The following is a 26293-nucleotide window of genomic DNA, read 5'->3' as shown; positions in this document are numbered from 1 at the left end:
CCCCGGCGGCGGTTGCGGCGCGCGCTGGTCGGGGGTCGGCGCATCAGGTTCGGCCGAGTCTCAGGGCTCTGCGGGCCGGGAGGGCCGTGGCCGCGAGGGTCAGGGTCGTGGCGGCCACGACGAAGGAGCCGTAGACGGTGGGCGGGATGTACGGGGCGCTGCCCGTCACCGCCTTCGTCAGCGGGATCAGCGTGGTCAGGGCGATCGCCGAGCCGAGGGCGACGCCCGCGCCGCTGACCAGGAGGGCTTCCCCGTAGAGCATCCGCAGGACCTGGCGGCGGGTGGAGCCGACGAGGCGGAGCAGGTGCAGTTCGCGGCGGCGGTCCAGGACGGTCATGACCAGGGTGTTGGCCGCGGCGACGGCCGCGAAGCCGCCGAGGACGGCCGCCATGGTGGTGTTGGCCCAGGCGTTGACCTCGCGGTCCACGCTCCGCGCGGAGGTCCAGGCCTTGGCGGTCAGCACCGGACCGACGCCCTCGGGGGCCGGGCCGCGGACCAGGAGTTCGGTCGGGCGGCCGGCGGTGGTGTGGCCGGCCAGATCTGCGGCGGGGAGGGTGACCTCGCCGAGGCCGAGGCCGCGGGAGTAGACGGCGACGATCTCGGGGTCGGCCCGGGTGCCGTCGGGGAGGCGCAGCTCGATGCGGTCGCCGACGGCAGCGCGGTCGGCGGCGGCGAGGGTCCGGTCGACGGCGACCTTGCCCGGGGCCAGCCGGGCGAGGTCCCCGGAGAGCACGCCCAGGTCCTGGACGGTGGTGATGTCCCCGGCGACCCCCTGGGCGGAGGCGCTTTGGATCAGGCGCTCCGGTCCGGATCCGACGACGGCGAGGACGGTGGTGCGGGTGAGCGCGACCGCCCCGGCCGCGACCGCCCGGTCCGGGTCGTGCGGGTCGGTGACGACGTGGTCGGCGAGCATCCCGGTCTGCTGCTGCCGGATCACGGCCCGGTCCTCACTGGTGTGGAGGAAGACCAGGGTGGAGGAGAAGGCCATGGCGAGCACGATCGGGGTGATCGCGGAGGCGAGCCGGCGGGCGTTGGTGCGGGAGTTGGCGGCGGCCAGGGAGCCCGCGGCTCCGGTGGCGCGCAGCGGGAGCCCGAAGAGGGTGGCGCAGGCGCGGGCGATCAGCGGGCCGAGCAGGGCGACGGCGAGCATGAAGAGCATGACGACGCCGAGGGCCGCGTTGGCGGCGTCCGGCCCGCTGCTGCCGGCGGCCAGCGTCGCGCAGGCGGTGCCGCCGGCCAGGGCGGCGAGGCCGAGGGGGGTACGGATCCACCCGGGCCGCAGGCGTTCCACGGCGGACTCGGCGAGGGCCCGGCCGGGGCGGATGCGGGCCGGCCGGCGGGCGGCTGCCCAGCCGGCGAGCAGGGCGGTGACGAGTCCGATGCCGGCGGCGGAGACGAGCGGGATCCAGCCGGTGGTCAGGTCGACGGCGGCCGGGACGGCGCCCTTCTCCTTGAGCCGGCCGAACCACCAGGAGGCCAGCGCGATGCCGGGTACGCAGCCCAGCGCGCCCGCGACCGGTGCGACGAGGAGGGCTTCGGTGGCGACCGTACGGCGGATCTGGCGCGGGGTGGCTCCGACGGCGCGCAGCAGTGCGAACTCGCGGGAACGCTGCCCGACGGAGAGGGCGACGGTGCCGGCGGCGGTGAAGACGGCGACGAGGGTGGCGATGCCGCCGAAGGAACCGCCGAGGCCGGCCAGCATCTCCTTGGCGCCCGCGAGCTGCGGGTCCATGGCGCGGTCGGCGCCGGTCAGGACCTGGGCACGACCGTCCACGGCGGCCCGGACCGTTGCCGCGTCGGCCCCGAAGACGGCGATGGCATCGAGGGTGCGGGGGTGTCCGGACAGGGCGCGCGCTTCGGCGTCGGAGAACCAGGCGCCGGGGCGGTCGGTATGCCCGACGACTCGGAACTCCCGCTGTCCGGCGGGGGTGTCGAGCGTGATCCGGCCGGTCCCCTCCGCGCCGCCGAGGACCACTTCGCCCGGAGCGTCCGGGGCCCGCCCCGAACGCAGCCCGGCGGGGCTGAAGGCGGTGGAGCCCCAGCCGTACGCGTCGAAGGCGCGGCCGGCCCGGTCCCGTACGGGGAAGCTCACGTCGGGCACGGCCCGCCCCAGCGGGGCCAGCAGGTCCAGGAGAGCGGCGTCCACCCGGGCGTGTTCGGGTACCTGCGCGGAGACGTCGTAGGCGCCCTCGCCACTGCCCACCCGCAGGGTGACCTGCTGGTCGGCGGCGACGACGACGGGGGCCGCGGCATAGCGCGTCGGCGGGGCGCTCGCCCGGATGCCGGTCTCCAGCAGGATCCCGCAGGCGGAGACGATGGTGACGGTCATCAACAGCGCGACGAAGGTGCCGACGAAGGCGGCGGGCCGGAACCGGAGCACGGCGCGGGCCAGACCGTTGGTACGGGGGCGGAGCGGCATCAGGCGGCCGCCCCTGCATGGCGCGCGGCGGCGGGAGCGGGCGCGGTCAGGGCCGTCATGCGGGTGGCGATCGTGGCGGCGCAGCTGCGCGGGAGCCGATCGGCGATGAGGCCGTCGGCGAGGAAGAGCACCTGGTCGGCGTGGGCGGCTGCGGCCGGGTCGTGGGTGACCATGACGACGGTGGCTCCGAGGGTGTCCACGGCACTGCGGAGCAGGCAGAGGACCTCGGTGGCCGTGGTGGTGTCGAGGGCGCCGGTGGGCTCGTCGGCGAAGATCACGTCGGGGCGGGTGACCAGGGCGCGGGCGATGGCCACGCGCTGCTGCTGGCCGCCGGAGAGTTCGGCGGGGCGGCGGCGGCCCTTGCCCTCCAGGCCGACGCGGGCGAGCAAGTCGGCGGCGCGGGCCTGCCCCTGGGAGGCGGTGCGGGTGCGGGTGCGGCCGCCGGCCAGGCGCATGGGGAGCAGGACGTTCTGCTCGACCGTGAGGGAGGGGAGGAGGTTGAAGGCCTGGAAGACGAAGCCGAGGCGGCTGCGGCGGAGTTCGGTGAGCTCGTTCTCGTTCATGCCGGTGATCTCGGTGCCACCGAGGCGGACGGAGCCCGCTGTCGGGAGGTCCAGGCCGGCTGCGCACTGGAGGAAGGTCGACTTTCCGGAGCCGGAGGGGCCCATCACCGCGGTGAAGCTGCCGCGGGGGAGGCTGAGGTCGATGCCGCGGAGGGCGTGCACGGTGGCCTGGCCGCGGCCGTACTGGCGGCGGACCGCGCGCAGCTCGACTGCGGCGGTGGCGTCGTGGGACGCCCCCGGCTGCCCGGCCGGCCCGGGCGGCGCCGTTCGCTGCTCGGTCTGCCGCTTGCTGCGCCGGAGCCCCATGGTGTGCCGCCTTCCGTGCCGGTCGACCGCCTCGTGGTGATCGTGTCTTCGACGCTACGGAGGGCGGGTGGCCTGCGGCCATGGCGGAGGCAGGCGGACCGGGGGTGGGGTAAACCCGACCATCGGGGCGGGGGTGGGCGGCGGGGGCCGAGGCGAATGCCCTGCCCCTGCGGGGCGGGGCGGGGTGGGCTGCCCCTGCGGGGCGGGGTGCCCTGCGGGGCGAGGTCCCCTACCCGCCCTTCCACCGTTCCCCGGGCGCTGCCCGGACCCCGGTCCTCAAGCGCCGGACGGGCTGAGAGGGGCGCCGGGCTGCGCCCAGACCCCCTAGGGCTCCGCCCCGGACCCCCGTCCTCGAACGCCCGACGGGCTGAGAGGGGCACCGGGCTGCGCCCAGACCCCCTAGGGCTCCGCCCCGGACCCCCGTCCTCGAACGCCGGACGGGCTGAGAGGGGCGCCGGGCTGCGCCCAGACCCCCTAGGGCTCCGCCCCGGACCCCCGTCCTCGAACGCCCGACGGGCTGAGAGGGGCGCCGGGCTGCGCCCAGACCCCCAAGGGCTCCGCCCCGGGCCCCCGTCCTCGAACGCCCGACGGCTGAAAGACCCCGGCACCGGGTAACGGGCGAAGGGCAGGTAGGTGACCCGGCCCCTCGGGGCCCAACCAGCCGCACCCGCCCACCATCCACTCCGGCGGTGCGAGGGGGCGTCAGGAGAAGGTCGCGCGGCGGATCAGGAGGAGGGCCCTGTCGTCGTTGACGTCCTTGGCCACCTTTTCGATGAGGTGCCAGGTCGCGCCCTCCCAGCCGGCGGCGACGTAGCGGTCGGCCTCGCCGGTGAGGCGGTCGATGCCCTCGCTGATGTCGCGGTCGGCCGTTTCGACCAGGCCGTCGGTGAAGAGCATCAGGACGTCGCCGGGGCGGAGGTTGCCGCGGGCGGGGGTGAACTCGGCGCCGTCGTAGACGCCGAGGAGCGGGCCCTCGCCGGTCATCTCCTGCCAGCGGCCGGTCCCGGCGGAGAGCTGGAGGGCGGGCAGGTGGCCGGCTGAGAGGAGTTCGTAGTCGCCGGTCTCCAGGTCCAGGACGAGGTGGATGGAGGTGGCGAAGCCCTCGTCCCAGTCCTGGCGGAGCAGGTAGCCGTTGGCGGCGGGCAGGAAGCCGTGTGGGGGCAGCGCTCCCAGGAGGCCACCGAAGGCGCCCGAGAGGAGGAGGGCGCGGGAGCCCGCTTCCATGCCCTTGCCGGAGACGTCGGTGAGGACGATCTCCAGGGTGCGGCCGCCGTTCGTGCGGGCGGCGACCACGAAGTCGCCGGAGAAGGACTGGCCGCCGGCCGGGCGCAGGGCCATCTCCCGGTGCCAGCCGCGCGGCAGGGAGGGCAGCTTGCTCTGGACCCGGATGCGTTCGCGCAGGTCGAAGAGCATGGTGCCGCCGCGCCGCCAGGGCACGCCGACGCGGCTGCGGAACTGGGCGATGACCAGGCCGAAGAACCCGCAGGCCGCGACGACGAGGACGGTGCCGGGGGTGACCCGTGCCGGGCCCTGGGTGTACGGGCCGAGGACGAGGGCCTCGACGATGAGCGCGGCCGCGGAGGCCGCGTAGAGGGCGAGCAGGCTGGCGGGGCGCAGCAGCAGGCCGCCGGCGACGATGGGCAGCACGAGCGCGGCGGGCGAGAACCACACGGGCAGCATGAGCGTGCCGCAGGCGATGGCCGGGATCGTGAGGATCAGGCCGCCGAAGGCCAGCCAGTCGGAGGCGTCGCCGCGGAAGTAGTCGACGGCTGATTTGCGCAGCACGGTGCGCGCCCGGTGCCACGCCATGCGGGTCCGGGCCAGGAGGGACTCCACGTGTGCTCCGGCCATTGCTTCGGGACCCTATCCATCCTGGCTGTGCGCGCGCAGGGGTACCCCCTGAGATGGGCCCATCGGCAACCGAAAAGAGATCGACCGGGGACGGATTGCCCTGATAGGGATGGCCGTATGCCTCTTGAGACGCGCGTATTGCAGGCCGATGAGTGGGATGTCTGGTACGACCAGCTGGAACTGGCATTCGGTGGAGTGCCCGAATCGCCCGAGGAGCGCGAGCTCTACCGGTCGCTCACCGAGACGGAGCGCTCCCTCGGCGTCTGGGACGGCGGGGCCTGCGTCGGCACGGCGGGGGCCTTCTCCTTCCGGCTCTCGGTGCCGGGCGGGGCGCTCGTGCCCGCCGCCGGGATCACGATGGTGGGCGTCTCCCCCACGCACCGCAGGCGGGGCGTGCTCACCTCGCTGATGCGCCGCCAACTGGACGACGTCCGGGCGGGTGGTGAACCGATCGCCGTGCTGACGGCCTCGGATCCGGCGATCTACGGGCGCTTCGGCTACGGCACCGCCGCGTACTCGCTGTCCGTGGAGATCGACAAGACCCGCGTACGGCTCTCCGTGCCGCCGGGGACCGACGACGTACGGCTGCGGCTGGTCGATCCGCGCAAGTCCCTGGCCGACTGTGAGCGGGTCTACGCGGCGCTGGTCGCGGGCCGGCCCGGGATGCCGGCCCGGCAGCCGGGCTGGGAGCTGCAGGCGGTGTTCGACCCGGAGGCGACGAGGGGCGGGGCCTCTCCCCTGAAGTGCGTGGTCGCCGAGCGGGCGGACGGCGAGGTGGTCGGGTACGCCCGCTACCGGGTCAAGCCCGAGTGGGACCTGACCGGTTCGGGCGGCCGGGTGGACGTGGCGGATCTCGACGCGCTCGATCCGGCGGCGTACGCGGCGCTGTGGCGGTACGTGTTCTCCATCGACCTGACCTGGACCGTACGGGCCGTCAAGCGCCCGGCGGACGATGCGGTGCTGCACCTGGTCAGCGATGTCCGCCGGACGCAGGCGCGGCTGCGGGACTCGCTGCACGTACGGCTCGTGGACCTGCCGGCGGCGCTGGCCGCGCGGGCCTACGGGGCTCCGCTGGACGTGGTGCTGGAGGTGGAGGACGCGTTCTGTCCGTGGAACGCGGGGCGCTGGCGGCTGGCCGTCGGCGCGGACGGGGCCGCGGTCTGTACCCGGACGGAGGACCCGGCCGACCTGGAGCTGTCGGTACGGGAGCTCGGCGCGGCGTACCTGGGCGGGGTCTCCCTGAACTCGCTGGGCCTGGCCGGCCTGGTGCGCGAGGTCCGCGCGGGAACGCTGGCCGCGCTCTCGCGCGCCTTCGCCGGCGACGTGGCCCCGTGGCTGCCGCACGGGTTCTAGCCGGGGAGCGCCCCGCCCGGGCGCCCGGCCAACGGGCCCGGCGACCGGACCTGGGCGGCGGGCCCGGCTAGCGGGCCTGGCACCCCGGGCACCAGAAGAGGTTGCGGGCGGCGAGACCGGCGGTGCGGATCTCGCCCCCGCAGATGTGGCAGGGCATGTTGGCCCTGCGGTAGACGTACACCTCACCGCCGTGGTCGTCCACCCTCGGCGGGCGGCCCATGGCCTCGGGCAGGTGCTCGTCGCGAACGGTGTCGATGCGGTTGTTGCGCACGCCTTCGCGCATGAGCAGGACGAGGTCGGCCCAGATCGCGTCCCACTCGCGGCGGGTGAGGTCCTTGCCGGCGCGGTAGGGGTCGATGCCGTGCCGGAAGAGGACCTCGGCGCGGTAGACGTTGCCGACGCCGGAGACGATCTTCTGGTCCATGAGCAGGGCGGCCACGGTGGTGCGGGAGCGGGAGATCCGGGCCCAGGCGCGGTCGGGGTCGTCGGCGGGACGCAGCGGGTCCGGGCCGAGCCGGTCGTGTATCGCCTTCTTCTCGCCGTCGCCGATGAGCGCGCACGCGGTGGGCCCGCGCAGGTCGGCGTAGTGGTCCTCGTTCAGCAGCCGGAGCCGGACCGTGTCGGTGGCGGGCGGGGCCGGGGCGGGGCCGAAGCCGAGCTTCCCGAAGAGGCCGAGGTGGATGTGGATCCAGGCGTCGCCGAGTTCGAGGAACAGGTGCTTTCCGTGCGCCTCGGCGGATTCCAGCTCGCGGCCGTCGAGCAGGGCCGCGCTCTCGGCGAACCGGCCCTGCGGACTGCTCACCCGGACCGGGCGGGCGGCGAAGCGCTCGGTGTGGTCCTCGGCGAGGCGGTGGATCGTATGCCCCTCGGGCACGGCAGTACTCCTCGCGAACGGAAAACCGGGACATGAAAAACCGGCCGCGCCGCCCCGGAGGGCGTCGCGGCCGGAAGCGGGATCAGCCCTGCGGGTGGTGGGCCGGGATCGGGGGGAGCTCGCCGGTGGTCTCGTAGGCGGTGAGCATGTCGATCCGGCGGGTGTGGCGCTCCTCGTCGGAGTACGGGGTCTTCAGGAACGCGTCGATGAAGCTGACGACCTCGTCCTCGGTGTGCATCCGGCCGCCGACGGAGATGACGTTGGCGTTGTTGTGCTCACGGCCGAGCTCGGCGGTCTGGACGCTCCACGCGAGGATGGCGCGGATGCCCTTGACCTTGTTCGCGGCGATCTGCTCGCCGTTGCCGGAGCCGCCGATCACGATGCCGAGGCTGCCGGCGTCCGCGGCCGTCTTCTCCGCGGCGCGGAGGCAGAACGGCGGGTAGTCGTCCACCGCGTCGTAGATGTGGGGCCCGCAGTCGACGGGCTCGTGGCCGTTGTTCTTGAGCCAGTCCACCAGGTGGTTCTTGAGCTCAAAGCCGGCATGGTCGGATCCGAGGTACACGCGCATGGTCCGAGTGTGGCACGAGCCGGGCCGGGGACCCGCCGCGGGGTGTCGCGTAAGTCACTTCTAAAGCTCAAGTAAACCCAAAGAACGCAGATGGGACACCGCAGGACCAAGGTCCTGGACGTTCGTCCCGACGCAACGATCCGGATTGGGGTCTTCCGCCCTGCGTTCATCTCAGGTTTGAATGCCGGGGCTCGCCACCCGAGAACCTAAGGATCCGTTCATGAGCTCCACGACGACCCTTCAGAAGGAAGGCTCCCCCACCGGCAATCCCGGTGAAGGCCAGCCCTCCGACGGCCTGAAGGCCGGTCTCAAGAACCGTCACCTGTCCATGATCGCCATCGGCGGCGTCATCGGTGCCGGGCTCTTCGTCGGCTCCGGCGGCGGTATCGCCAAGACCGGTCCCGCCATCCTGCTGTCCTACGCGCTGGTCGGCGCGATGGTCGTCTTCGTCATGCGGATGCTGGGCGAGATGGCGGCCGCCAGCCCGAACTCCGGCTCCTTCTCCGCGTACGCCGACCGCGCGCTCGGCCGCTGGGCCGGTTTCTCCATCGGCTGGCTGTACTGGTTCTTCTGGGTCGTCGTCCTGGCCGTGGAGGCCACCGCCGGCGCCGTCATCCTCGAGAGCTGGGTCCCGGCCGTCCCGCAGTGGGCCTGGGCGCTGATCGTGATGGCCGTGCTGACGGTCACCAACCTCGGCTCGGTCGCCTCGTACGGCGAGTTCGAGTTCTGGTTCGCCGGCATCAAGGTGGTCGCCATCGGCGGCTTCGTGATCATCGGCCTGCTGGCCGTCTTCGGCGTGCTGCCGGGCTCGGACAACCCGGGCGCGGGCTTCGCCCACCTCACCGACACGGGCGGCTTCATGCCGAACGGCTGGGGGTCGGTCCTCACCGGTGTGCTGATGGTCGTCTTCTCCTTCATGGGCAGCGAGATCGTCACGCTGGCCGCCGGAGAGTCCGAGGACCCGCGGCGCGCGGTCACCAAGGCCACCAACTCGGTGATCTGGCGCATCGGCGTCTTCTACTTGGGCTCGATCTTCATCGTGCTGACCCTGCTGCCGTGGAACGACAAGTCGATCGTCGAGAAGGGCTCGTACGTCGCCGCCCTGGACTCGATCGGCATCGCGCACGCCGGTCAGATCATGAACGTGATCGTCCTGACGGCCGTGCTGTCCTGCCTCAACTCGGGCCTCTACACCGCCTCCCGCATGGCCTTCTCGCTGGGCGAGCGCGGTGACGCCCCGAAGGCCTTCGCCAAGGTGAACAAGCGGGGCGTGCCGATGGCCGCCATCCTGGGCTCGGTCGTCTTCGGCTTCGTCGCCGTCTACTTCAACTACGCCTTCAAGGACACGGTCTTCAGCTTCCTGCTGAACGCCTCGGGCGCGATCGCGCTGTTCGTGTGGCTGGTCATCTGCCTGACCCAGCTGCGGATGCGCGGGATCCTCATGCGCGAGGCCCCGGAGAAGGTGACGGTGAAGATGTGGCTCTTCCCGTACCTGACCTGGGCCACCGCCGCGATGATCACCTTCGTCCTCGGCTACATGGTCTACGACAAGGACAACCGCGAGACCGTCCTGCTGTCGCTGCTGGTCGCGGCCGTGGTGATCGCGATCGGCGTGGCACGTGAGCTGCGCCGCAAGGCCGCCCTGAAGGCCTCCGCGTAGGCCTTGCCCACATGACGGCAGCCCCGGACCGCACTGCGCGGTCCGGGGCTGCCGTGTGGAACGTGGGGGTACGGGCGCTCACGCGCGGCCGAGGAGCTTCCAGGCGGCCGGCAGCAGGCCCATCGCCAGCGCCGCCTTGAGCGCGTCGCCGATCAGGAACGGCGTCAGCCCGCCCGCGACGGCCGCACCGAAGGACATCCCGGTGGACAGCGCGAGGTAGGGGACGCCGACCGCGTAGACGACCGCGGAGCCCAGCACCATCGTGCCCGCCGTACGCAGCACGGAGCGGTCGGCGCCGCGCCGCGCGAGGGCGCCGACGACCGTGGAGGCCAGGAGCATGCCGAGGACGTACCCGAAGGTCGCGCCGCCCGCGCCGGAGGAACCGCCCGCGAACCACGGCACGCCCGCCATGCCGGCCAGGGTGTAGAGGGCCAGGGAAAGGAAGCCCCGGCCGGCTCCCAGCGCGGTGCCCACGAGCAGCGCGGCGAAGGTCTGCCCGGTGATCGGTGCGGCCAGGCCGTCGACCTGGACGGCGATCTGCGCGGCGAGGCCGGTGAGCGCGGCTCCGCCGGCCACGAGCGCGATGTCGCGGACGCGGCTCGCGGGCAGCAGGTCGGCGAGGACGGCGCCGGGCCGGAAGGAGACGGAAGCAGTGCTCATCGGGGACTCCGCGGGAGGTGGGGTCGACAGGGACGATCACCGACGTTAGTCCCGGGTCCGGGGCCTCATCGGGGTCGCCCGGGACAAAGCCGTACTCCCTGGTTTGGTGGGGAGTTCACAAAGACCTCGCCCCGCGCCCGACGTGCAGTGATCCACATCACGGGCAATGAAAGACATCAAGTCCGTTTTGCGCGGATGGGCGCTCTCCGGAGAGACTGTAGGGTCCCTCCAACTGTCGCGGAGCCCCCACCGCCGCCAGGCCATAGAGAGTACGAGCACTCCTCATGCGCGACCTCCCGTCCGCCCCTCCCGGCACCACGGACGAGCTCCCACCGGAGCCCCTGAGCCACAGCCTCAAACAGCGCCACCTGACCATGCTGGGCCTCGGCGGCGTGATCGGCGCCGGGCTGTTCGTCGGCTCCGGCGCCGGCATCACCATCGCCGGTCCCGCGATCATCTGCTCGTACCTGCTCGCGGGCGTCCTCGCGATGCTGGTGATGCGGGCGCTCGGCGAGATGTCGGCGGCGATGCCCGCCTCCGGCTCCTTCTCCGTCTACGCGGAGAAGGCGCTCGGCCGCTGGGCCGGCTTCTCGGCGGGCTGGCTGTACTGGTTCCTGCTGGTCGTGGTGCTGGCCGTGGAGGCCACGGCCGCCGCGAAGATCGCGAACGGCTGGCTGCCCTCGGTGGACCAGTGGGTCTGGGTGTTCGTCTTCATGGTGGTCTTCACCGTGAGCAACCTGGCCGCCGTACGGAACTTCGGCGAGTTCGAGTTCTGGTTCGCGGCCCTCAAGGTCGGCGCGATCGTGCTGTTCCTGATCCTCGGCACGCTGGCCGTCTTCGGCCTGCTCCCCGACACGGATCCGGTCGGCATGGCCAACCTGACCGGGCAGGGCGGCTTCTTCCCGAACGGCGCGAGCGGTGTGGTCGCCGGCATGCTGGCCGTCGTCTTCGCCTTCGGCGGGCTGGAGGTCGTCACCATCGCGGCCGCCGAGTCGGACGACCCGGCCCGGTCGGTGTCCCGCGCGGTGCGCAGCGCCGTGTGGCGCATCCTCTTCTTCTACGTCGGCTCGATGCTGGTCATCGTGACCCTGCTGCCGTGGGACTCGCTGACGCCGGGGCAGAGCCCGTACGTGGCCGTCCTCGACTCGATCGGCATCGCGCACGCCGGCCAGATCATGGACGTCGTCATCTTCGTGGCACTGCTGTCGGCGCTCAACGCGAACCTGTACGGGTCCTCGCGGATGGTGTTCTCGCTCGCGGAGCGGGGCGAGGCGCCGAAGTCCCTGCTGAAGGTGTCGGGCGGAGGGGTGCCGCGCCGGGCGGTCTTCGCGTCGGTGGCCTTCGGGTTCGTCTCGGTGGTGCTGAACCTGCTGTGGCCGGACACCATCTTCCTCTACATGCTCAACGCGGTCGGCGCGGTGCTGATCTTCGTGTGGGCCCTGATCGCGGTCTCGCAGCTGAAGCTGCGCGCGAAGATCGAGCGGGACATGCCGGAGCGGCTGACGCTGCCGATGTGGCTGTTCCCGTACGCGACGTGGGCGGCGCTGATCGGGATGGCCACGGTGCTGGTCCTGATGCTGTTCGACGATGCGGCACGGCCGCAGTTGCTGTGGTCTTCGGGGGCCGCGGCCGCGGTGCTGCTGGTGGCGTGGATCCGGGAGCTGCGCACCCCGAAGTCCTGACCCCGCCGGACCTCGCGAAGACCCCCGCGCACACCGCGCGGGGGTCTTCGCGCGTCAGGTGCGCAGGTAGGAGGCCCCGTTGACGTCGAGGACCGCGCCCGAGCTCCAGCGCGCCGCGGGCGAGGCCAGGTGGAGCACGGCGGCGGCGATCTCCTGCGGGGTCCCCGCGCGGCCGAAGGGGCTCTGCGCCCGGATCCGCTCGCCCTCCTCCCCGGCGAGCCGGTCGGCGACCCGTTCGGTGGCCACGAAGCCGGGTGCGACGGAGGCCACCGCGATGCCGTGCGGGGCGAGGGAGACGGCGAGCGACTGGCCGAGCGCGTGCACCGCCGCCTTGGTGGCGCCGTAGGCGGGGTGATCGGGCTCGCCCCGGAAGGCGCCGCGCGAGCCGATGTTGACGATGCGCCCCTCGCGGCGGCCGTCGATCATGTGGCGGGCCGCGCAGTGGGACAGGTTGGCCGTACCGAACAGGTTGACCGCGGCCGTGTGCTGCCAGGCGGCCTGCCAGTCGGCGTAGGAGGTCGTTGGCAGCGGGTGCGCGACCATCACGGCGGCGTTGTTCACGAGCACGTCGATCCCGCCGAGCGCCTCCTCAGCCTCGGCGGCGAGGGCTTCCACGCGCGCCGCGTCCGTGAGGTCGCCGGAGACCAGGACGTGGCCCTCGCCCGGCAGGTCCGCGAGGGTCCGCTCGGCGCCGGGCCCGCCGACCGTGCTGTGCACCGCGACCCGGTCGCCCTGCTCGGCGAACGCGGTGGCGATCGCCCGTCCGATGCCCCGGGAGGCTCCGGTGACCAGCACTCCCCGGCCCGTCGCGGTCAATTCCCGTATGCCGTGGTCCATTCGAGCCTCCGTCGTACGTTCGGTCCGGTTCGCCAGCGTACGGGGATGATCACGGCCGGTCATCCGACTGTCCGGATATCGGACGCAATCCGTCCGATGAGCGGACACGGTTGAGACTGGGGCACTCCACCCCGTCCCCCCGCACAACGGACAGGCACCACCCATGAGCCACACGACCGCCGCTCCCCGCGAACAGGACGCGCCGCCCGCCGGCGACGCCGGGTCCCCCCTCGGCAACGGCCTCAAGCAGCGCCACCTCTCGATGATCGCCCTCGGCGGGGTCATCGGCGCGGGCCTCTTCGTCGGCTCCGGCGCCGGCATCGCGGCCGCCGGTCCCTCGATCGTGCTCGCGTACGCCGCTTCGGGGCTCCTCGTGATGTTCGTGATGCGGATGCTCGGCGAGATGTCCGCCGCGAACCCCTCCTCCGGCTCCTTCTCGGTGCACGCCGAGCGGGCCATCGGCCCGTGGGCCGGTTTCACCGCCGGCTGGATGTTCTGGACCCTGCTGTGCGTGGGCGTGGCCATCGAGGCCATCGGCGCGGCGCACATCATGACGGGCTGGTTCCCGGGCACGCCCTCGTGGATGTGGGTGCTGGTGTTCATGGCGATGTTCTGCGGCTCCAACCTGGCCGCCGTCTCCAACTTCGGCGAGTTCGAGTTCTGGTTCGCCGCGCTGAAGATCGGCGCGATCGGCCTCTTCCTGGGCCTGGGCGTGCTGGCCGTCCTCGGCGTACTGCCCGGCACCGACTCCCCCGGCACCGCCAACCTGCTGCACGACGGCGGCTTCCTCCCCAACGGCGTGGACGGGCTGCTGGTCGGCCTGCTCGCCTCCGTGGTCGCGTACGGCGGCCTGGAGACGGTGACCATCGCGGCCGCCGAGTCCGACAACCCGGTCCGGGGCGTCGCCAAGGCCGTGAAGACCACCATGTGGCGGATCGCCATCGTCTACGTCGGCTCGATGCTGGTCATCGTCACGCTGCTGCCCTGGAACGACCCCGCCGTCACCACCGACGGCCCGTACGCGGCCACCCTGGACCACCTGGGCATCCCGCACGCCGGGCAGGTCATGAACGTGGTCATCCTGATCGCCCTGCTGTCCGCGATGAACGCGAACATCTACGGCTCCTCCCGCATGGCCTACTCCCTGGTCTCCCGCGGCCAGGGCCCCAAGGCGCTGGGCAAGCTCTCCGGCCGGGTGCCGCGCCGGGCGGTGCTGGCCTCTTCCGGCTTCGGATTCGTCACCGTGCTGCTGTCGTACTGGTACCCGGACACCCTCTTCGCCTGGCTGCTGAACATGGTCGGCGGAGTCATCCTCGTCGTCTGGGGCTTCATCGCCGTCTCGCAGTTCGTGCTGCGGCGCCGCCTGGAGCGCGAGGCCCCCGGGAAGCTGGTCGTGAAGATGTGGGGCTTCCCCTATCTCACCTGGGTCGCCCTGGCCGGACTCGCCGGGGTCCTGGTCCTGATGGCCATGGGCGACGACACCCGGGTCCAGCTCGTCTTCACCGGCGGTCTGACCGTGGCCCTCGCCGTCACCGGCTACGTCATCCAGCGCCGGGCGGTGCGCGAAGCCGCGTAACACACGCCGGACCACCGCCCCGAAGGCCGGACTCATGCGATCGCATGGGCCCGGCCTTCGGCGTTGCGGAGGTCCCGACAAGTGAGGCAACCCTTATGGGAAGCCTGGAATAGATACTGCTAGCGTGCAGTTGCGCATTAATTGCAATAAGCAGTTGGCACGCCGAGGGGACCGGATACACGCATGGCCATTTACACGCTTCCTGAGCTTCCTTACGACTACGCGGCTCTCGAGCCGGTGATCAACCCGCAGATCATCGAACTGCACCACGACAAGCACCACGCGGCCTACGTCGCGGGCGCCAACACCACGCTGGAACAGCTGGCGGAGGCGCGCGACAAGGAGAACTGGGGCGCGCTGAACGGCCTGGAGAAGAACCTGGCGTTCCACCTCTCCGGCCACATCCTGCACAGCATCTACTGGCACAACATGGCCAGCCCGAAGACCGGCGAGGGCGGCGGCGAGCCCACCGCCGCCGACGGCCTGGGCGAGCTGGCCGACGCGATCACCGAATCCTTCGGCTCCTTCGCGAAGTTCAAGAAGCAGCTGACCTTCGCGTCCTCCGCGACCCAGGGCTCCGGCTGGGGCGTGCTCGCGTACGAGCCCGTCAGCGGCCGCCTGATCGTCGAGCAGATCTACGACCACCAGGGCAACGTCGGCGTGGCCAGCACCCCGGTCCTCGTGTTCGACGCCTGGGAGCACGCCTTCTACCTTCAGTACAAGAACCAGAAGGTGGACTTCATCGAGGCGATGTGGAACGTCGTCAACTGGCGCGACGTCGCCCAGCGCTACGCCGACGCCAAGGCGAACACCCCGCTGCTGATCCCCGTCAAGGGCTGATCGGCGCCACCCGAAGAGCCCGTCCGCCTCGTGATCGTCTTCTCAACCTTCACGTGCGGGCGTGTCCACCAGAAGGCCCCCGCGAGGACGTGACTCGCGGGGGCCTTCTGCGCCTCTCGCCCGGTCTGCGGCGTCGACAAGGCCGTCCACCTCGCCGACCACCGTGAACTCCCGGGCCAGCCCGGTCTCGTGGAGCCGCGCGAACGGGGTGAAGGGGACGCCGAACTCCGACTCGCCCCGGTCGAAGTTCCAGCTCTTGTGCACCTGGAAGCGGTAGTCGCTCACCACGGAGCCGTCCTCGTGGACCCGCACCGTGCCGCTGATCCGGTACTGGGCCCCGCGCAGCGCCAGCCACCAGTCCGCGCTGCCTCCCTCACGGGCGCGCCGGGTGATCAGCACCCCGCGCCAGCCGCTGTCCGCCGCATAAGCGCCGGGCTCACCGAGCGACCGCGCGTCCCGGCGCCACTCGGCCAGCCGGCGGTCCACGTCCTCCCGTACGGCGGGCACGGCGAGCAGGGCCCGCGCGTCGACCCGGTACGGGCGGCCCGTGCCCCGGAGGTAGTGGCGCAGGGTGCCGGCGGCCTGGCGGACCCCGAGGGCCGTCCACAGCGGGGGCACCGCAACGCAGGCTGCCCGCAGCACCCGGTCTCGGGGGCGTGCGGGCAGGCTGGCGTGCGCGGCGTTGTCGTTCGGTATCGCGGGCTCCGCCCGGCCGCCGCTGCGGCCGAGCGGTTCCTCCCGTGTCGGGCAAATCCCCATAGGGGGACGTTAAGGGAGGAACCGGACCCCTGCTAGTCGAGCCGGTCGAGCTAGTCGAAGATCGGGCCCTGCGTGCGGGTGCGCTTGATCTCGTAGAAGCCCGGGGTGGAGGCGACGAGCAGGGTGCCGTCCCAGAGCCGGGCCGCGGCCTCGCCGCGCGGGGCGGGAGTGACGACCGGGCCGAAGAAGGCGACCTCGGAGCCGTCGGCGCCGGGCACCGAGATGACCGGGGTGCCGACCTCCTGGCCGACCCGGTTGATGCCGTCGTTGTGGGAGTCGCGCAGGACCTCGTCGTACTCGTCGGAGTCCGCGTAGTGGATCAGTTCGGCGGGCAGGCCCACCTCGTTCAGGGCCTCGGCGATCGCCTCGCGGGTCGGGCCGGTACCGCCGTTGTGGAAGCGGGTGCCGAGCGCGGTGTAGAGCTTGCCGGTGATCTCGTCGCCGAACTTCTGCTGGGCGGCGACGACCACGCGCACGGGGGCCCAGCCCTTGGGGCCGAGCAGGTCGCGGTAGACCTCGGGCAGTTCGTCGAGCTTGTTCTCGTTCAGGACCGCGAGGCTCATCACGTGCCAGCGGACCTCCACGTCACGGACCTTCTCGACCTCCAGCATCCAGCGGGACGTCATCCAGGCCCAGGGGCAGAGCGGGTCGAACCAGAAGTCGACGGCGGTCTTCTCGCGCACCTGGGTGTCAGCCATGTCTCTCCTCAGATCGGAACGTTCCTCCCTGCCCAACCGCTCCGACCGCACACGCATTCCCCCGTGGGAGGATTCGGTCAGGTATCGCGATCACGCACGAAGGAGTGCACGTGCCCGGAGAGAATCTGTCCCGTGACGAGGCCCGCGAGCGGGCCGAGCTGCTGTCCGTCGACGGGTACGAGGTGGTCCTCGACTTGAGGTCCGCGGTGGACGAGGCCGAACCGGCCGACGGCCCCAGGACCTTCCGCTCGGTGACCACCGTCCGCTTCCGCGCCGCCGCTCCGGGAGCATCGAGCTTCGCGGACCTCATCGCGCCCAAGGTGAATGCCGTGACCCTCAACGGGCGCGCGCTGGACCCGGCCGTCGTCTTCGACGGCGCGCGGATCGCCCTGGACGAGCTGGCCTCCGAGAACGTGCTCGTGGTCGACGCCGACTGCGCGTACAGCCGGACCGGCGAGGGCATGCACCGCTTCGTGGACCCGGAGGACGGCGAGGTCTACCTCTACACCCAGTACGAGCCGGCCGACGCCCGGCGGGTGTACGCGAACTTCGAGCAGCCCGACCTCAAGGCCCCGTACCGCTTCGAGGTGACGGCGCCCGAGGGCTGGCAGGTCTGGAGCAACGGCGCAGAGGAGTCCCGTGAGGGGCAGACCCGGCGCTTCGCGCGGACCGCGCCGATCTCCACGTACATCACCTGCGTGGTGGCGGGGCCGTACCACTACGTCACGGACTCCTACACGCGCGGGGACCTGACGATCCCGCTCGGCGCGATCTGCCGCAAGGGGCTGGCGAAGCACTTCGACGCGGACGAGGTGTTCCTCGTCACGAAGCAGGGCTTCGACCTCTTCCACGAGATCTTCGACTACCCGTACCCCTTCGGGAAGTACGACCAGGCCTTCGTGCCGGAGTACAACCTGGGCGCCATGGAGAACCCGGGGATGGTGACCTTCCGGGAGGAGTACATCTTCCGCGGGAAGGTCACGCAGGCCTCGTACGAGCGGCGCGCGAACACGATCCTCCACGAGATGGCCCACATGTGGTTCGGCGACCTCGTCACCATGAAGTGGTGGGACGACCTGTGGCTGAAGGAGTCCTTCGCGGACTTCATGGGCTCCTTCGCGCTGGTCGAGGCCACCCGCTTCGACCAGGCCTGGGTCACCTTCGCCAACAGCCGCAAGGCCTGGGCCTACCGGGCCGACCAGCTGCCCTCCACGCACCCGATCACGGCCGACATCCGTGACCTGGAGGACGCGAAGCTGAACTTCGACGGCATCACCTACGCCAAGGGCGCGGCGGTGCTCAAGCAGCTCGTGGCGTACGTGGGCCGCGACGCCTTCCTGGAGGGCGCGCGTCGCTACTTCAAGGCGAACGCCTACGGGAACACCACCCTGGACGACCTGCTGTCGGTGCTCGCGGAGGTCTCCGGGCGGGACATGGCCGAGTGGTCGCGGGCCTGGCTGCAGACGGCCGGCGTGAACGCGCTGACCCCGGTGGTGACCTGCGACGCGGGCGGCCGGGTGACCGAGCTGGCCGTGGTCCAGGACGGCGACGAGCTGCGCCCGCACCGGGTCGCGGTGGGCCTGTACCGGCTGGACCCGGACGGCGCGCTGGTGCGCTACGCGCGGGCCGAGGCGGACGTCGCGGGACCCCGCACGGTCGTCGCCGAACTGGCCGGGCAGGAGCAGCCGGCCCTGGTGCTCGTCAACGACGAGGACCTCACCTACTGCAAGATCCGCTTCGACGAGGCGTCGCTGGGCGCGCTGCGCTCGCACCTGGGCTCGGTGACGGACCCGCTGAGCCGCGCGCTGTGCTGGTCGGCGCTGTGGAACCTGACGCGTGACGGGCTGATGCCGGCGCGGGACTTCGTCTCCCTCGTACTGGCCCACGCGGGCCGGGAGACGGACGTCGGCGTCCTCCAGATGCTGCACGCGCAGGCGCAGACCGCGGTCACGCACTACGCGGCGCCCGACTGGCGGGAGCAGGGCGGCAAGGTACTGGCGGCCTGCGCGCTGCAGGAGCTGCGGTTCGCGGAGCCGGGGTCGGAGCACCAGCTGACCTGGGCCCGCTTCTTCGCGGCGGGCGCGGCGACCGAGGGCGACTTCCAGCTGCTGCTGGGGCTGCTGGAGGGATCGGCGCGCATCGACGGGCTGGAGGTGGACCAGGAGCTGCGCTGGGACTTCCTGCTGCCGCTGGCCGCGCACGGGGCGATCGGCGAGGAGGTCATCGCGGCGGAACTGGCGCGGGACGACACGGCGTCGGGCAAGCGGCACCAGGTGCGGTGCCTGGCGGCACGGCCGTCCGCGGCGGTCAAGGACCAGGCGTGGGCCGCGGTGGTGGAGTCGGACGCGCTGTCGAACGCGCTGGTCGAGGCGACGATCGCGGGGATGCAGCGGTCTTCGCAGCGGGCCCTGCTCGCGCCGTACACCGGGCGCTACTTCGACGTCATCGAGCGGATCTGGGCCGACCGGTCGATCCAGATCGGCATGGATGTGGTGCGGGGGCTGTACCCGTCCCTCCAGGACTCCCAGGAGACCCTGGACGCCACCGACGCGTGGCTGTCGGCGCACGCCGATGCGGCTCCGGCGCTGCGGCGGCTGGTCCTGGAGTCCCGCGACGACTTGGCCCGCGCCCTTCGCGCCCAGGCCTGCGACGTGGCGGCGGGCTAGCCCTGCGGGGCACCCCCGGCCACCTCCGGGTGTGCCCCCCGCCTCAAACGCCGGCGGGGCCGGATTTTCCGGCCCCGCCGGCGTTCACGTGCGGAACCCCAGGTGGAGGGGGATGCGCTGCGCAGCCCATCGGCAGTCGAACGTCCGTACTTTAGCCCCGTCTTGTCCCGATTTGCCGACGGATGTGTAACAGGGGTTAGCGAGGCCATGGCCTGAGGGAATCTCAGCGTCATGAACCACAACGCACCCCTCCCCCTCGCCCACCTCACCGACAACCGCCCCCGCGTGCTGTCGCTGACCCAGCTCCGCGAGCACGGGGTCACCGCCTCCGATGCCGCCGAGCGGTCCTGGCAGCAGATCCTGCCCGGGGTGTTCCTGCTCCACGCCGGTCCCGCGACCAGCGAGGAGCGGCTGCACGCGGCGCTCCTCTACGCGGGGCGCCGCGGCGACGAGGTCATGATCACGGGGCTGGCGGCCCTCGCCCTGTACCGGTTCTCCTCCGCCCCCGCCCTGCTCGGCCTCCCCCAGATCGACGTGCTCGTCCCGAACACCCGCCGACTGCGCTCCGCCGGACAGGTCCGCATCGTCCGGACGCACACCCCGCCCCGGCCGGTGGAGGTCACCGGGCTGCCCGTCGCCCCCGTGGCCCGCGCCGTCGCCGACGCCGTCGCCCACCTCTCCGACGCCGGTACGGTCCGGCGCCTGCTCAGCGAAGCCGTCCGCGGCGGCCACTGCGAACCGGCCGCCGTGGTGCGGGAGCTGACGGTGGCCCGGTTGCTGAACCGCCCGCACGTGGTGGACGCCGTCGAATCGCTGCTCGCCGAGGGCCGGGCCATCGCCGAGGACCGGCTGTACCAGCTCGTACGCGGCCACGAGCTCCCCGAGCCCGTCTGGAACGTGGACCTGCGGCTGCCCGGAGGCCCGCACCTGGGCGGGGTCGACGCGTACTGGCCGGAGCAGGCCGTGGCCGTGGAGATCGACACCCGGGCCCCGCGCCAGGGCGAGGACGAGCAGTGGTCGGAGTCCGTCCGCAAGCGGGAGACCCTGGAGCGGTGCGGAATCACCGTCCTGCACATCACCCCGCGCAAGCTCCGCGACTGGCCCGAGCAGCAGGCCGCGGTCGTACGGACCGCCCTGACGGCGTCCGCCGACCGCGAGCCCGCCGCCTACGTCGTCGTCCTGCCCAGGTGAGGGCCCGACCGCGGCAGCCCCTACCCCGCAGGCTGCCAAGGCGGCGCGGGCAGCGCCGGATTGGCCGGCGAGTACTCCGGGGCGCTCCACCGAAGCCGCCCCGGGTGCACGCTCTCCACCACCGACTCGATCCGGAAACGGACCCGCCGCTCCCCGCCCGCCCCGAACTCGGGCTCCGCCCGCCCGCTGAGCTGGAGCAGGGCCCCGCTCTCCCAGTCCGGGAACAGCAGCCCCGCCCGCGGGTCCGCCAGCAGGTTCCCCAGCGTCAGGAACATCGCGTTGCCCGCGTAGTCCGGCCAGGCCAGTTCGGCCGGGGACAGCACCTCGACGAAGCCCGGCATTCCGCCCCGGTGGCTCGCGTCCGCCCCGTCCGCCCCCGCGGAGGTGGCGACGAAGAAGGTGTCGGCGGCGCGGACGGCCCGTTCCTGGTCGGGGGTGAGCGCGTCCCCGCGCCGCACGACACCGGCCCCTTCGGCGACGAGCTGGACAGGCTGCCGCTTCTGGAGGTACTTGGGGCAGTTGGCGAAGACCCGTTCGGCCGCCAGCGCGAACCCGCCGGGGGTCACCTCCAGGGTTCCGCCCAACCGCATCCGGCGCCGGGTGCGCGGGTCGAGCGAGATGGTCCCGACCCGGGTGCCGGCGGTGGCCAGCGCCCCGGCGAGCGGATCGCCCTCGGGGATCCCCCCTTTGACCGCGATCCGGTCCGGCCCGGTGGCCCGTACGAAACCGGGGGCGCCGGTCAGCAGTGAGGCCCAGAGCATGCCTCCGGGATCGGCCGCGCCGACGACCAGGTGCGGCTGCAGCCCCAGGAAGGCCGCGGCCACGTCCTTGATGTGCGGGGTGACGGACCGGCCGACGTGCACGGCGTGCTCCCGGACCCCCACCCTCTCCTGGACGGCCAGCGAGCCCCAGTGGTACCCGGACATTAGAAGAACCCGCAGGTCGGGGCGCCCGTGGTGGGAGCCTCGGCACCTTCGGCGCCGCTCGGCACGGAGATCTCCAGACGGGTCCCGTCGGGGTCGTGGAAGAAGATCCCGCCGGAGGCCGCCCCTTCGCCGTGGGCGACGACCCCTTCGTAGGCGAAGTCGACGCCCAGGCCGCGCAGCCGCTTCTCGTACGCCCTGACCTCCTCGATGGCGTCCGCGGAGAGCGCGAGGTGGTGCAGTCCGGCCGCGCCGGGTGCGTAGGCCCCCTCCGCCTGCTGCCACAGGGTGAGCACGAGCTCGCCGTCCTGGCCGAGGAAGGCGAAGCGCCGGTCCTCCTCCTCGCCCTCGCCGAGCAGCTCGAAGCCGAGGCCGTCGCGGTAGAAGACGAGCGACCGGGCGAGATCGGTGACGTTCAGGCCCACGTGGCCGGTGCGCAGCTTGCTGATGACGGTCGTCACAACGGTTCCCTTTCCCCGGAACTGGATAATTTCTAACCTTCTAAATTGAGATTAATGGTTAGGGGTGGAGGAGTCAACCGCTCACGTACCCTTGAGGGGTTAGTGCCATGAGGAGGCGGACATGACGACGGCGGACCCACGACCCCTGACCGGGGAACCAGTGGCCCTGGACCTGCTGAACACCCGGTGGGTCCAGGACGGTGAACCCGCCGACCTCTTCGCGGGGGCCTTCGGACTCACCCGCGTCGAAGGGCTCGCCCTCTGGCTGGAGAGCACGGGGCTGGCCGGCCGCTTCCGCGCCGACCCCGCGACCCTGGTCCACCTGCTCACCGCCCGCGAGGCGCTGGCCCGCGCGGTCGCGGACCCCGCCGACGAGAGCGCCCGTACGCTGGTCGACGCCGTTCTGGAGCACGGCCGGATCCGGGCCACCCTGACCGCCGAAGGGCCCGGCGAGCGGACCGAATTCGACGATCCGACCTGGGGTCCGGCCTGGACGGCGGCCCGCGACTACCTGGAGCTGCTGGGCTCCGACCCCGGCCGGATCCGCAAGTGCGCCTCCGAGACCTGCGTGCTGCGCTTCCACGACACCTCGCGCAACGGCACCCGGCGCTGGTGCTCGATGTCGGCCTGCGGAAACCGGGCGAAAGCCTCCCGCCACTACGCGCGCACGCGCGAGCGCTGAATGCCGGGAAGTTGTCACACCTGATCTGAGACCGGGGCCCGCCCCGCCCCTGACGCACGGTCGGGAAGTCTACAAATCCATGTTCCACCCCGAAGGTTCGTACCGGTTCGATCCGGTACGAGCCTTCTGGCGTATGCCCCGAGCTGGCGGGAGTCCGCCACGGCAGGTATCGGTCCGTGACAACTCTCCCCAAAGAGCTGTCACTTAGGCGAGGCTGACCGGTCATCCGGCACCGAAATCCGGACCGTACCTTTCACTTAGCCAGGGATGCTGATGACCCTCGACTCCCCCGCTCGTTCAAATCAGGGCGGCATATCCGCGACCCGGCGCGTCTCACGCGTCGCGGCCGCGGCCGGCCTGGTGGCCGCCCTCGCGGCCACCGGCGCCATGCCGGTCTTCGCGGCGACCGGCACGAATACCCCCGCGCCCAACCCCGCGGTGAAGTCGGCCGACCAGAAGCTCGGATCGGCCGACGCCGAACTGCTCCAGGAAGCCAAGACCAAGGGCGAGAAGACCGTCACGGTCATGGTCGCGACGGCCCCCGGCGAGACCCAGCAGGTCGCCAAGCAGCTCGACGACGTCCAGGGCGCCTCGGTGGGCCAGACGTACGACAAGCTCGGCTACGTGCGCGCCACCCTGCCGACCGACAAGGCGGAGGCCGCGCTGAAGGCGGCCGCCAAGCTGTCCTCCGTGCACGGCATCGACCTGCGGCACGAGATCCAGCTGCCGGACCCCCGTCCGGACGCGGACCGCGAGACGGGGACGGTGAAGCGGACCGCCGCCGAGACCTACCCCGGGCCGGACAAGAACACCCCGGCGAAGAACCCGTACAACCCGTCCTTCGAGACGGGTGCGCTGGACTTCATCAAGAAGAACCCGAAGGCCGACGGCCGCGGCGTGACCATCGGCATCATGGACTCGGGCGTCGACCTCGGCCACCCGGCGCTCCAGAAGACCACCACCGGCGAGCGCAAGATCGTCGACTGGGTCACCGCGACCGACCCGATCACCGACGGCGACGCCACCTGGCGTGCCCAGATCACCCCGGTCGCCGGTGGCACCTTCACCGCGGGCGGCGGCAGCTGGAAGGCTCCCGAGGGCTCGTTCCAGTGGAGCCGTTTCACCGAGTCGATCACCGCCACCGGTGACATGAAGGGCGACGTCAACCGGGACGGGGACACCACCGACCGGTTCGGCCTGCTCTACGACCCGGTCGCCGGGACCGTCCGCGTCGACACCGACCAGGACAACGACTTCACGAACAACGAGCCGATGAAGCCGTACAAGGACGGCTACCAGATCGGCTACTTCGGCACGGACGACCCGGCGACCGAGGTCGCCGAGCGCATCCCGTTCGTGATCGAGATCCGCAAGGACGTCCCGATGGACCCGCTGGGCGGTGACTGGGTCGGCAAGAAGGCCGACTTCGTCAACGTCGGCATCATCGAGTCCGAGCACGGCACGCACGTCGCGGGCATCACCGCCGCCAACGGCCTCTTCGGCGGCGCGATGAACGGCGAGGCGCCCGGCGCCAAGCTCGTCTCCTCGCGCGCCTGCTCCTGGTCCGGCGGCTGCACCAACATCGCGCTGACCGAGGGCATGATCGACCTCGTCGTCAACCGCGGCGTGGACATCGTCAACATGTCGATCGGCGGCCTGCCGGCCCTGAACGACGGCAACAACGCGCGCTCCGAGCTCTACAAGAACCTCATCGACACCTACGGTGTCCAGCTCGTCATCTCGGCGGGCAACGAGGGCCCCGGCATCAACACCATCGGCGACCCCGGTCTCGCGGACAAGGTCATCTCCGTGGGTGCGTCGGTCTCCAAGGAGACCTGGGCGGCCAACTACGGCTCCGGCGTGTCCAAGGCGTACAACATGTTCCCCTTCTCCTCGCGCGGTCCGCGTGAGGACGGCGGCTTCACGCCGACGATCACCGCCCCCGGCGCGTCGATCAACACCATCCAGACCTGGCTGCCCGGCGCACCGGTGAAGGAGGCCGGTTACAACCTGCCGGCCGGTTACGGCATGCTCCAGGGCACCTCGATGTCCTCGCCGCAGGCGACGGGCGCCAGCGCCCTGCTCATCTCGGCCGCCAAGCAGCAGAAGATCGCCCTCACCCCGGCGAACCTGCGCATCGCGCTCACCAGCAGCGCGAAGAAGATCGCGGACGTTCCGGCGCACGCCCAGGGCGCGGGCCTGATCAACATCCCCGGCGCGTGGGAGTCCATCCAGCGCGGCGCGAAGGCCAACGAGTTCACCGTCAAGGCTCCGGTCGACACCGCGATCGACCAGTTCCTGAAGACCCCGGGCTTCGGCACCGGCGTCTACGACCGTGAGGGCGGCCTGAAGGTCGGCCAGAAGAAGGTCTACGACGTCGTCGTCACCCGCACCACGGGCGTCAAGTACGGCACCCCGCACCAGCTCAGCTGGCGCAACAACGACGGCACGTTCAAGGTCATCGGCGGCTACGACTACGTCACCCTGCCCCTGAACAAGCCCGTCACCATCAAGGTCGAGGCCAAGCCCAAGACGGCCGGCGTCCACAGCGGCATCCTGCAGCTCGACGACGAGACCACCGAGGGCATCGACAAGCAGATCCTCTCCACGGTCGTCGTCTCGACCCCGCTGGCGAAGCCCGCGTACAGCTACTCGGACACCTCCTCCGTGCAGCGCAACAGCCACAAGTCGTACTTCGTGACCGTCCCGGCGGGCGCGAAGACCCTCGAGGTCTCCCTCGGCGGACTCGCGGCGGGCAGCCAGACGCGCTTCATCTCGATCCACCCGTACGGCGTGGGCGTCGAGGACAGCGCGACGACCCAGTGCTACCCGAACTACGACAACCCGGCCAACCAGTGCCGCCCCGACCTGCGTTCGTACCCGAACCCGCAGCCGGGCGTCTGGGAGATCGAGGTCGAGTCGCGCCGTACGTCGCCGCTGCTCGACAACCCGTACAAGCTGGACGTCTCCGTGCTCGGCGCGGCCTTCGACCCCGCGGTCAAGGTCCTGCCCGAGGTCAAGCAGGGCACCCCGGCGCCGGTCCAGTGGACCGTGAAGAACGACGGGGCCGCCATCACCGGCGGCAAGCTCCAGGGTGGTCCGCTCGGCTCCGCGAAGGTCGCCAAGCCGACCATCGCCACCGGTGAGACCCACACCACCGAGGTCACGATCGGCGAGGGCGTCTCCCGCCTCGACATCGCGATCGGCAAGGTGTCCGACACCGCCGCCGACCTCGACCTCGACGTGTACAAGGACGGCGTCAAGGTCGGCACCTCCGCCGACGGCGACTCCGAGGAGGCCGTGAGCCTCGTCAACCCGGCCGCGGGCACCTACACCATCGAGGTGCTCGGCTACGCGATCCCGTCCGGCTCCACCACGTACGACTACCGCGACGTCTACTACTCGGCCGCCCTGGGCACCGTCCAGGTCGACGAGGCCGCCGCGGTCAACCTCGCCAACGGCGCCTCGGCGACCGTCTCCGCGAACGTGCTGGTCAACAGCGCCGCTCCGGAAGGCCGCCAGTTCTTCGGCGAGGTCAAGCTGCTCAACGCCCGCGGCACCGCCGCCGGCACCGGCAGCGTGCAGATCGAGAAGGTCCTGCCGTAACCCGGTAGAAGCCTGAAACAGCGGGGGCGGGGGGGGTGGGGGCGCCGGCCCCCCCGGGGGGGGGCCCGCGGGGGGGGGGCGCGGGGGCGCGGGGGGGGGGGAGGGGGCCCCCGGGGGC

Annotated in this window: 20 protein-coding genes; 9 read left to right on the top strand and 11 right to left on the bottom strand. The window is 72.0% G+C overall.

Going from position 1 to position 26293, the window contains the following annotated elements:
- Positions 1-43: 43 nt before the first annotated feature.
- The 3 genes from ACFYM0_RS13495 to ACFYM0_RS13485 all read right to left on the bottom strand — a co-directional run bounded on the left by ACFYM0_RS13495 (position 44) and on the right by ACFYM0_RS13485 (position 5139).
- The gene (locus ACFYM0_RS13495) at positions 44-2419 is read right to left on the bottom strand and encodes an FtsX-like permease family protein (protein ID WP_388500389.1); all 2376 of its coding nucleotides are present in this window, start codon (positions 2417-2419) and stop codon (positions 44-46) included.
- A complete protein-coding gene (locus ACFYM0_RS13490; protein ID WP_388500387.1) occupies positions 2419-3288 on the bottom strand; it encodes an ABC transporter ATP-binding protein in 870 nt (289 codons plus the stop codon). The genes ACFYM0_RS13495 and ACFYM0_RS13490 overlap by 1 nt, the downstream gene beginning before the upstream one ends.
- Before the next feature lie 702 nt (positions 3289-3990).
- Complete coding sequence (locus ACFYM0_RS13485; protein ID WP_388500384.1) at positions 3991-5139, bottom strand: PP2C family protein-serine/threonine phosphatase; 1149 nt, start codon at positions 5137-5139, stop codon at positions 3991-3993.
- A gap of 117 nt (positions 5140-5256) precedes the next feature.
- Here ACFYM0_RS13485 and ACFYM0_RS13480 point away from each other — a divergent pair, with 117 nt between their 5' ends.
- Positions 5257-6492: a GNAT family N-acetyltransferase gene (locus tag ACFYM0_RS13480; protein WP_388500382.1), complete on the top strand. Its 1236-nt coding sequence runs from the start codon at positions 5257-5259 to the stop codon at positions 6490-6492.
- Positions 6493-6559: 67 nt separating this feature from the next.
- Here the strand turns inward: ACFYM0_RS13480 and ACFYM0_RS13475 are convergent, their stop codons facing one another.
- The gene (locus tag ACFYM0_RS13475; protein ID WP_388500380.1) at positions 6560-7366 is read right to left on the bottom strand and encodes an Fpg/Nei family DNA glycosylase; all 807 of its coding nucleotides are present in this window, start codon (positions 7364-7366) and stop codon (positions 6560-6562) included.
- Between the two features lie 82 nt (positions 7367-7448).
- A complete protein-coding gene (locus ACFYM0_RS13470; RefSeq protein WP_388500378.1) occupies positions 7449-7934 on the bottom strand; it encodes a ribose-5-phosphate isomerase in 486 nt (161 codons plus the stop codon).
- A 220-nt stretch (positions 7935-8154) separates the two neighbouring features.
- Between ACFYM0_RS13470 and ACFYM0_RS13465 the strand changes: the two genes are divergently transcribed.
- Entirely contained in the window at positions 8155-9594 is a 1440-nt protein-coding gene (locus tag ACFYM0_RS13465; protein ID WP_388500375.1) for an amino acid permease, read from the top strand.
- A 78-nt stretch (positions 9595-9672) separates the two neighbouring features.
- Here the strand turns inward: ACFYM0_RS13465 and ACFYM0_RS13460 are convergent, their stop codons facing one another.
- Positions 9673-10254 carry a biotin transporter BioY gene (locus tag ACFYM0_RS13460; RefSeq protein ID WP_388500372.1) on the bottom strand — a complete coding sequence of 194 codons (582 nt, stop codon included), beginning with the start codon at positions 10252-10254 and terminating at the stop codon, positions 9673-9675.
- 284 nt (positions 10255-10538) lie between these two features.
- Between ACFYM0_RS13460 and ACFYM0_RS13455 the strand changes: the two genes are divergently transcribed.
- Positions 10539-11936 carry an amino acid permease gene (locus tag ACFYM0_RS13455; RefSeq protein WP_388500369.1) on the top strand — a complete coding sequence of 466 codons (1398 nt, stop codon included), beginning with the start codon at positions 10539-10541 and terminating at the stop codon, positions 11934-11936.
- Positions 11937-11990: 54 nt separating this feature from the next.
- Here ACFYM0_RS13455 and ACFYM0_RS13450 read toward each other — a convergent pair whose 3' ends face one another.
- Positions 11991-12773, bottom strand: a complete 783-nt coding sequence (locus ACFYM0_RS13450; protein ID WP_388500367.1) for an SDR family NAD(P)-dependent oxidoreductase — start codon at positions 12771-12773, stop codon at positions 11991-11993.
- Between the two features lie 163 nt (positions 12774-12936).
- Here ACFYM0_RS13450 and ACFYM0_RS13445 point away from each other — a divergent pair, with 163 nt between their 5' ends.
- Positions 12937-14349, top strand: coding sequence for an amino acid permease (locus ACFYM0_RS13445; RefSeq protein ID WP_388500364.1), 1413 nt, complete (start codon positions 12937-12939; stop codon positions 14347-14349).
- A 183-nt stretch (positions 14350-14532) separates the two neighbouring features.
- Positions 14533-15189 carry a superoxide dismutase gene (locus ACFYM0_RS13440; RefSeq protein WP_388500362.1) on the top strand — a complete coding sequence of 219 codons (657 nt, stop codon included), beginning with the start codon at positions 14533-14535 and terminating at the stop codon, positions 15187-15189.
- Between the two features lie 42 nt (positions 15190-15231).
- On the opposite strand, the gene ACFYM0_RS13435 is transcribed toward ACFYM0_RS13440, so the two are convergent.
- Together ACFYM0_RS13435 and ACFYM0_RS13430 are read right to left on the bottom strand one after the other, a co-directional pair.
- Positions 15232-15948 carry a hypothetical protein gene (locus ACFYM0_RS13435; RefSeq protein ID WP_388500359.1) on the bottom strand — a complete coding sequence of 239 codons (717 nt, stop codon included), beginning with the start codon at positions 15946-15948 and terminating at the stop codon, positions 15232-15234.
- Positions 15949-15998: 50 nt separating this feature from the next.
- Positions 15999-16646 carry a DsbA family protein gene (locus ACFYM0_RS13430; RefSeq protein ID WP_388500357.1) on the bottom strand — a complete coding sequence of 216 codons (648 nt, stop codon included), beginning with the start codon at positions 16644-16646 and terminating at the stop codon, positions 15999-16001.
- 110 nt (positions 16647-16756) lie between these two features.
- Here ACFYM0_RS13430 and pepN point away from each other — a divergent pair, with 110 nt between their 5' ends.
- Both pepN and ACFYM0_RS13420 read left to right on the top strand, forming a co-directional pair.
- The gene (gene pepN / locus ACFYM0_RS13425) at positions 16757-19312 is read left to right on the top strand and encodes an aminopeptidase N (protein WP_388500354.1); all 2556 of its coding nucleotides are present in this window, start codon (positions 16757-16759) and stop codon (positions 19310-19312) included.
- Positions 19313-19543: 231 nt separating this feature from the next.
- On the top strand, positions 19544-20503 hold the full coding sequence (locus ACFYM0_RS13420; protein WP_388500352.1) for a hypothetical protein: 960 nt from the start codon (positions 19544-19546) through the stop codon (positions 20501-20503).
- Positions 20504-20523: 20 nt separating this feature from the next.
- On the opposite strand, the gene ACFYM0_RS13415 is transcribed toward ACFYM0_RS13420, so the two are convergent.
- Positions 20524-21429 carry a pyridoxamine 5'-phosphate oxidase family protein gene (locus ACFYM0_RS13415; RefSeq protein WP_388500350.1) on the bottom strand — a complete coding sequence of 302 codons (906 nt, stop codon included), beginning with the start codon at positions 21427-21429 and terminating at the stop codon, positions 20524-20526.
- Positions 21429-21887 carry a VOC family protein gene (locus ACFYM0_RS13410; protein ID WP_388500347.1) on the bottom strand — a complete coding sequence of 153 codons (459 nt, stop codon included), beginning with the start codon at positions 21885-21887 and terminating at the stop codon, positions 21429-21431. The genes ACFYM0_RS13415 and ACFYM0_RS13410 overlap by 1 nt, the downstream gene beginning before the upstream one ends.
- Positions 21888-22008: 121 nt before the next feature.
- Between ACFYM0_RS13410 and ACFYM0_RS13405 the strand changes: the two genes are divergently transcribed.
- Both ACFYM0_RS13405 and ACFYM0_RS13400 read left to right on the top strand, forming a co-directional pair.
- A complete protein-coding gene (locus tag ACFYM0_RS13405) occupies positions 22009-22569 on the top strand; it encodes a CGNR zinc finger domain-containing protein (protein ID WP_388500344.1) in 561 nt (186 codons plus the stop codon).
- A gap of 273 nt (positions 22570-22842) precedes the next feature.
- Positions 22843-26175, top strand: a complete 3333-nt coding sequence (locus ACFYM0_RS13400; protein ID WP_388500342.1) for a S8 family serine peptidase — start codon at positions 22843-22845, stop codon at positions 26173-26175.
- Positions 26176-26293: the final 118 nt, after the last annotated feature.

The sequence above is a fragment of the Streptomyces sp. NPDC006487 genome (genome assembly GCF_042870555.1).
Lineage (GTDB): Bacteria > Actinomycetota > Actinomycetes > Streptomycetales > Streptomycetaceae > Streptomyces.
Note: the sequence above shows the minus strand (reverse complement) of the source record. Positions and strands in the feature narration are given on the sequence as shown.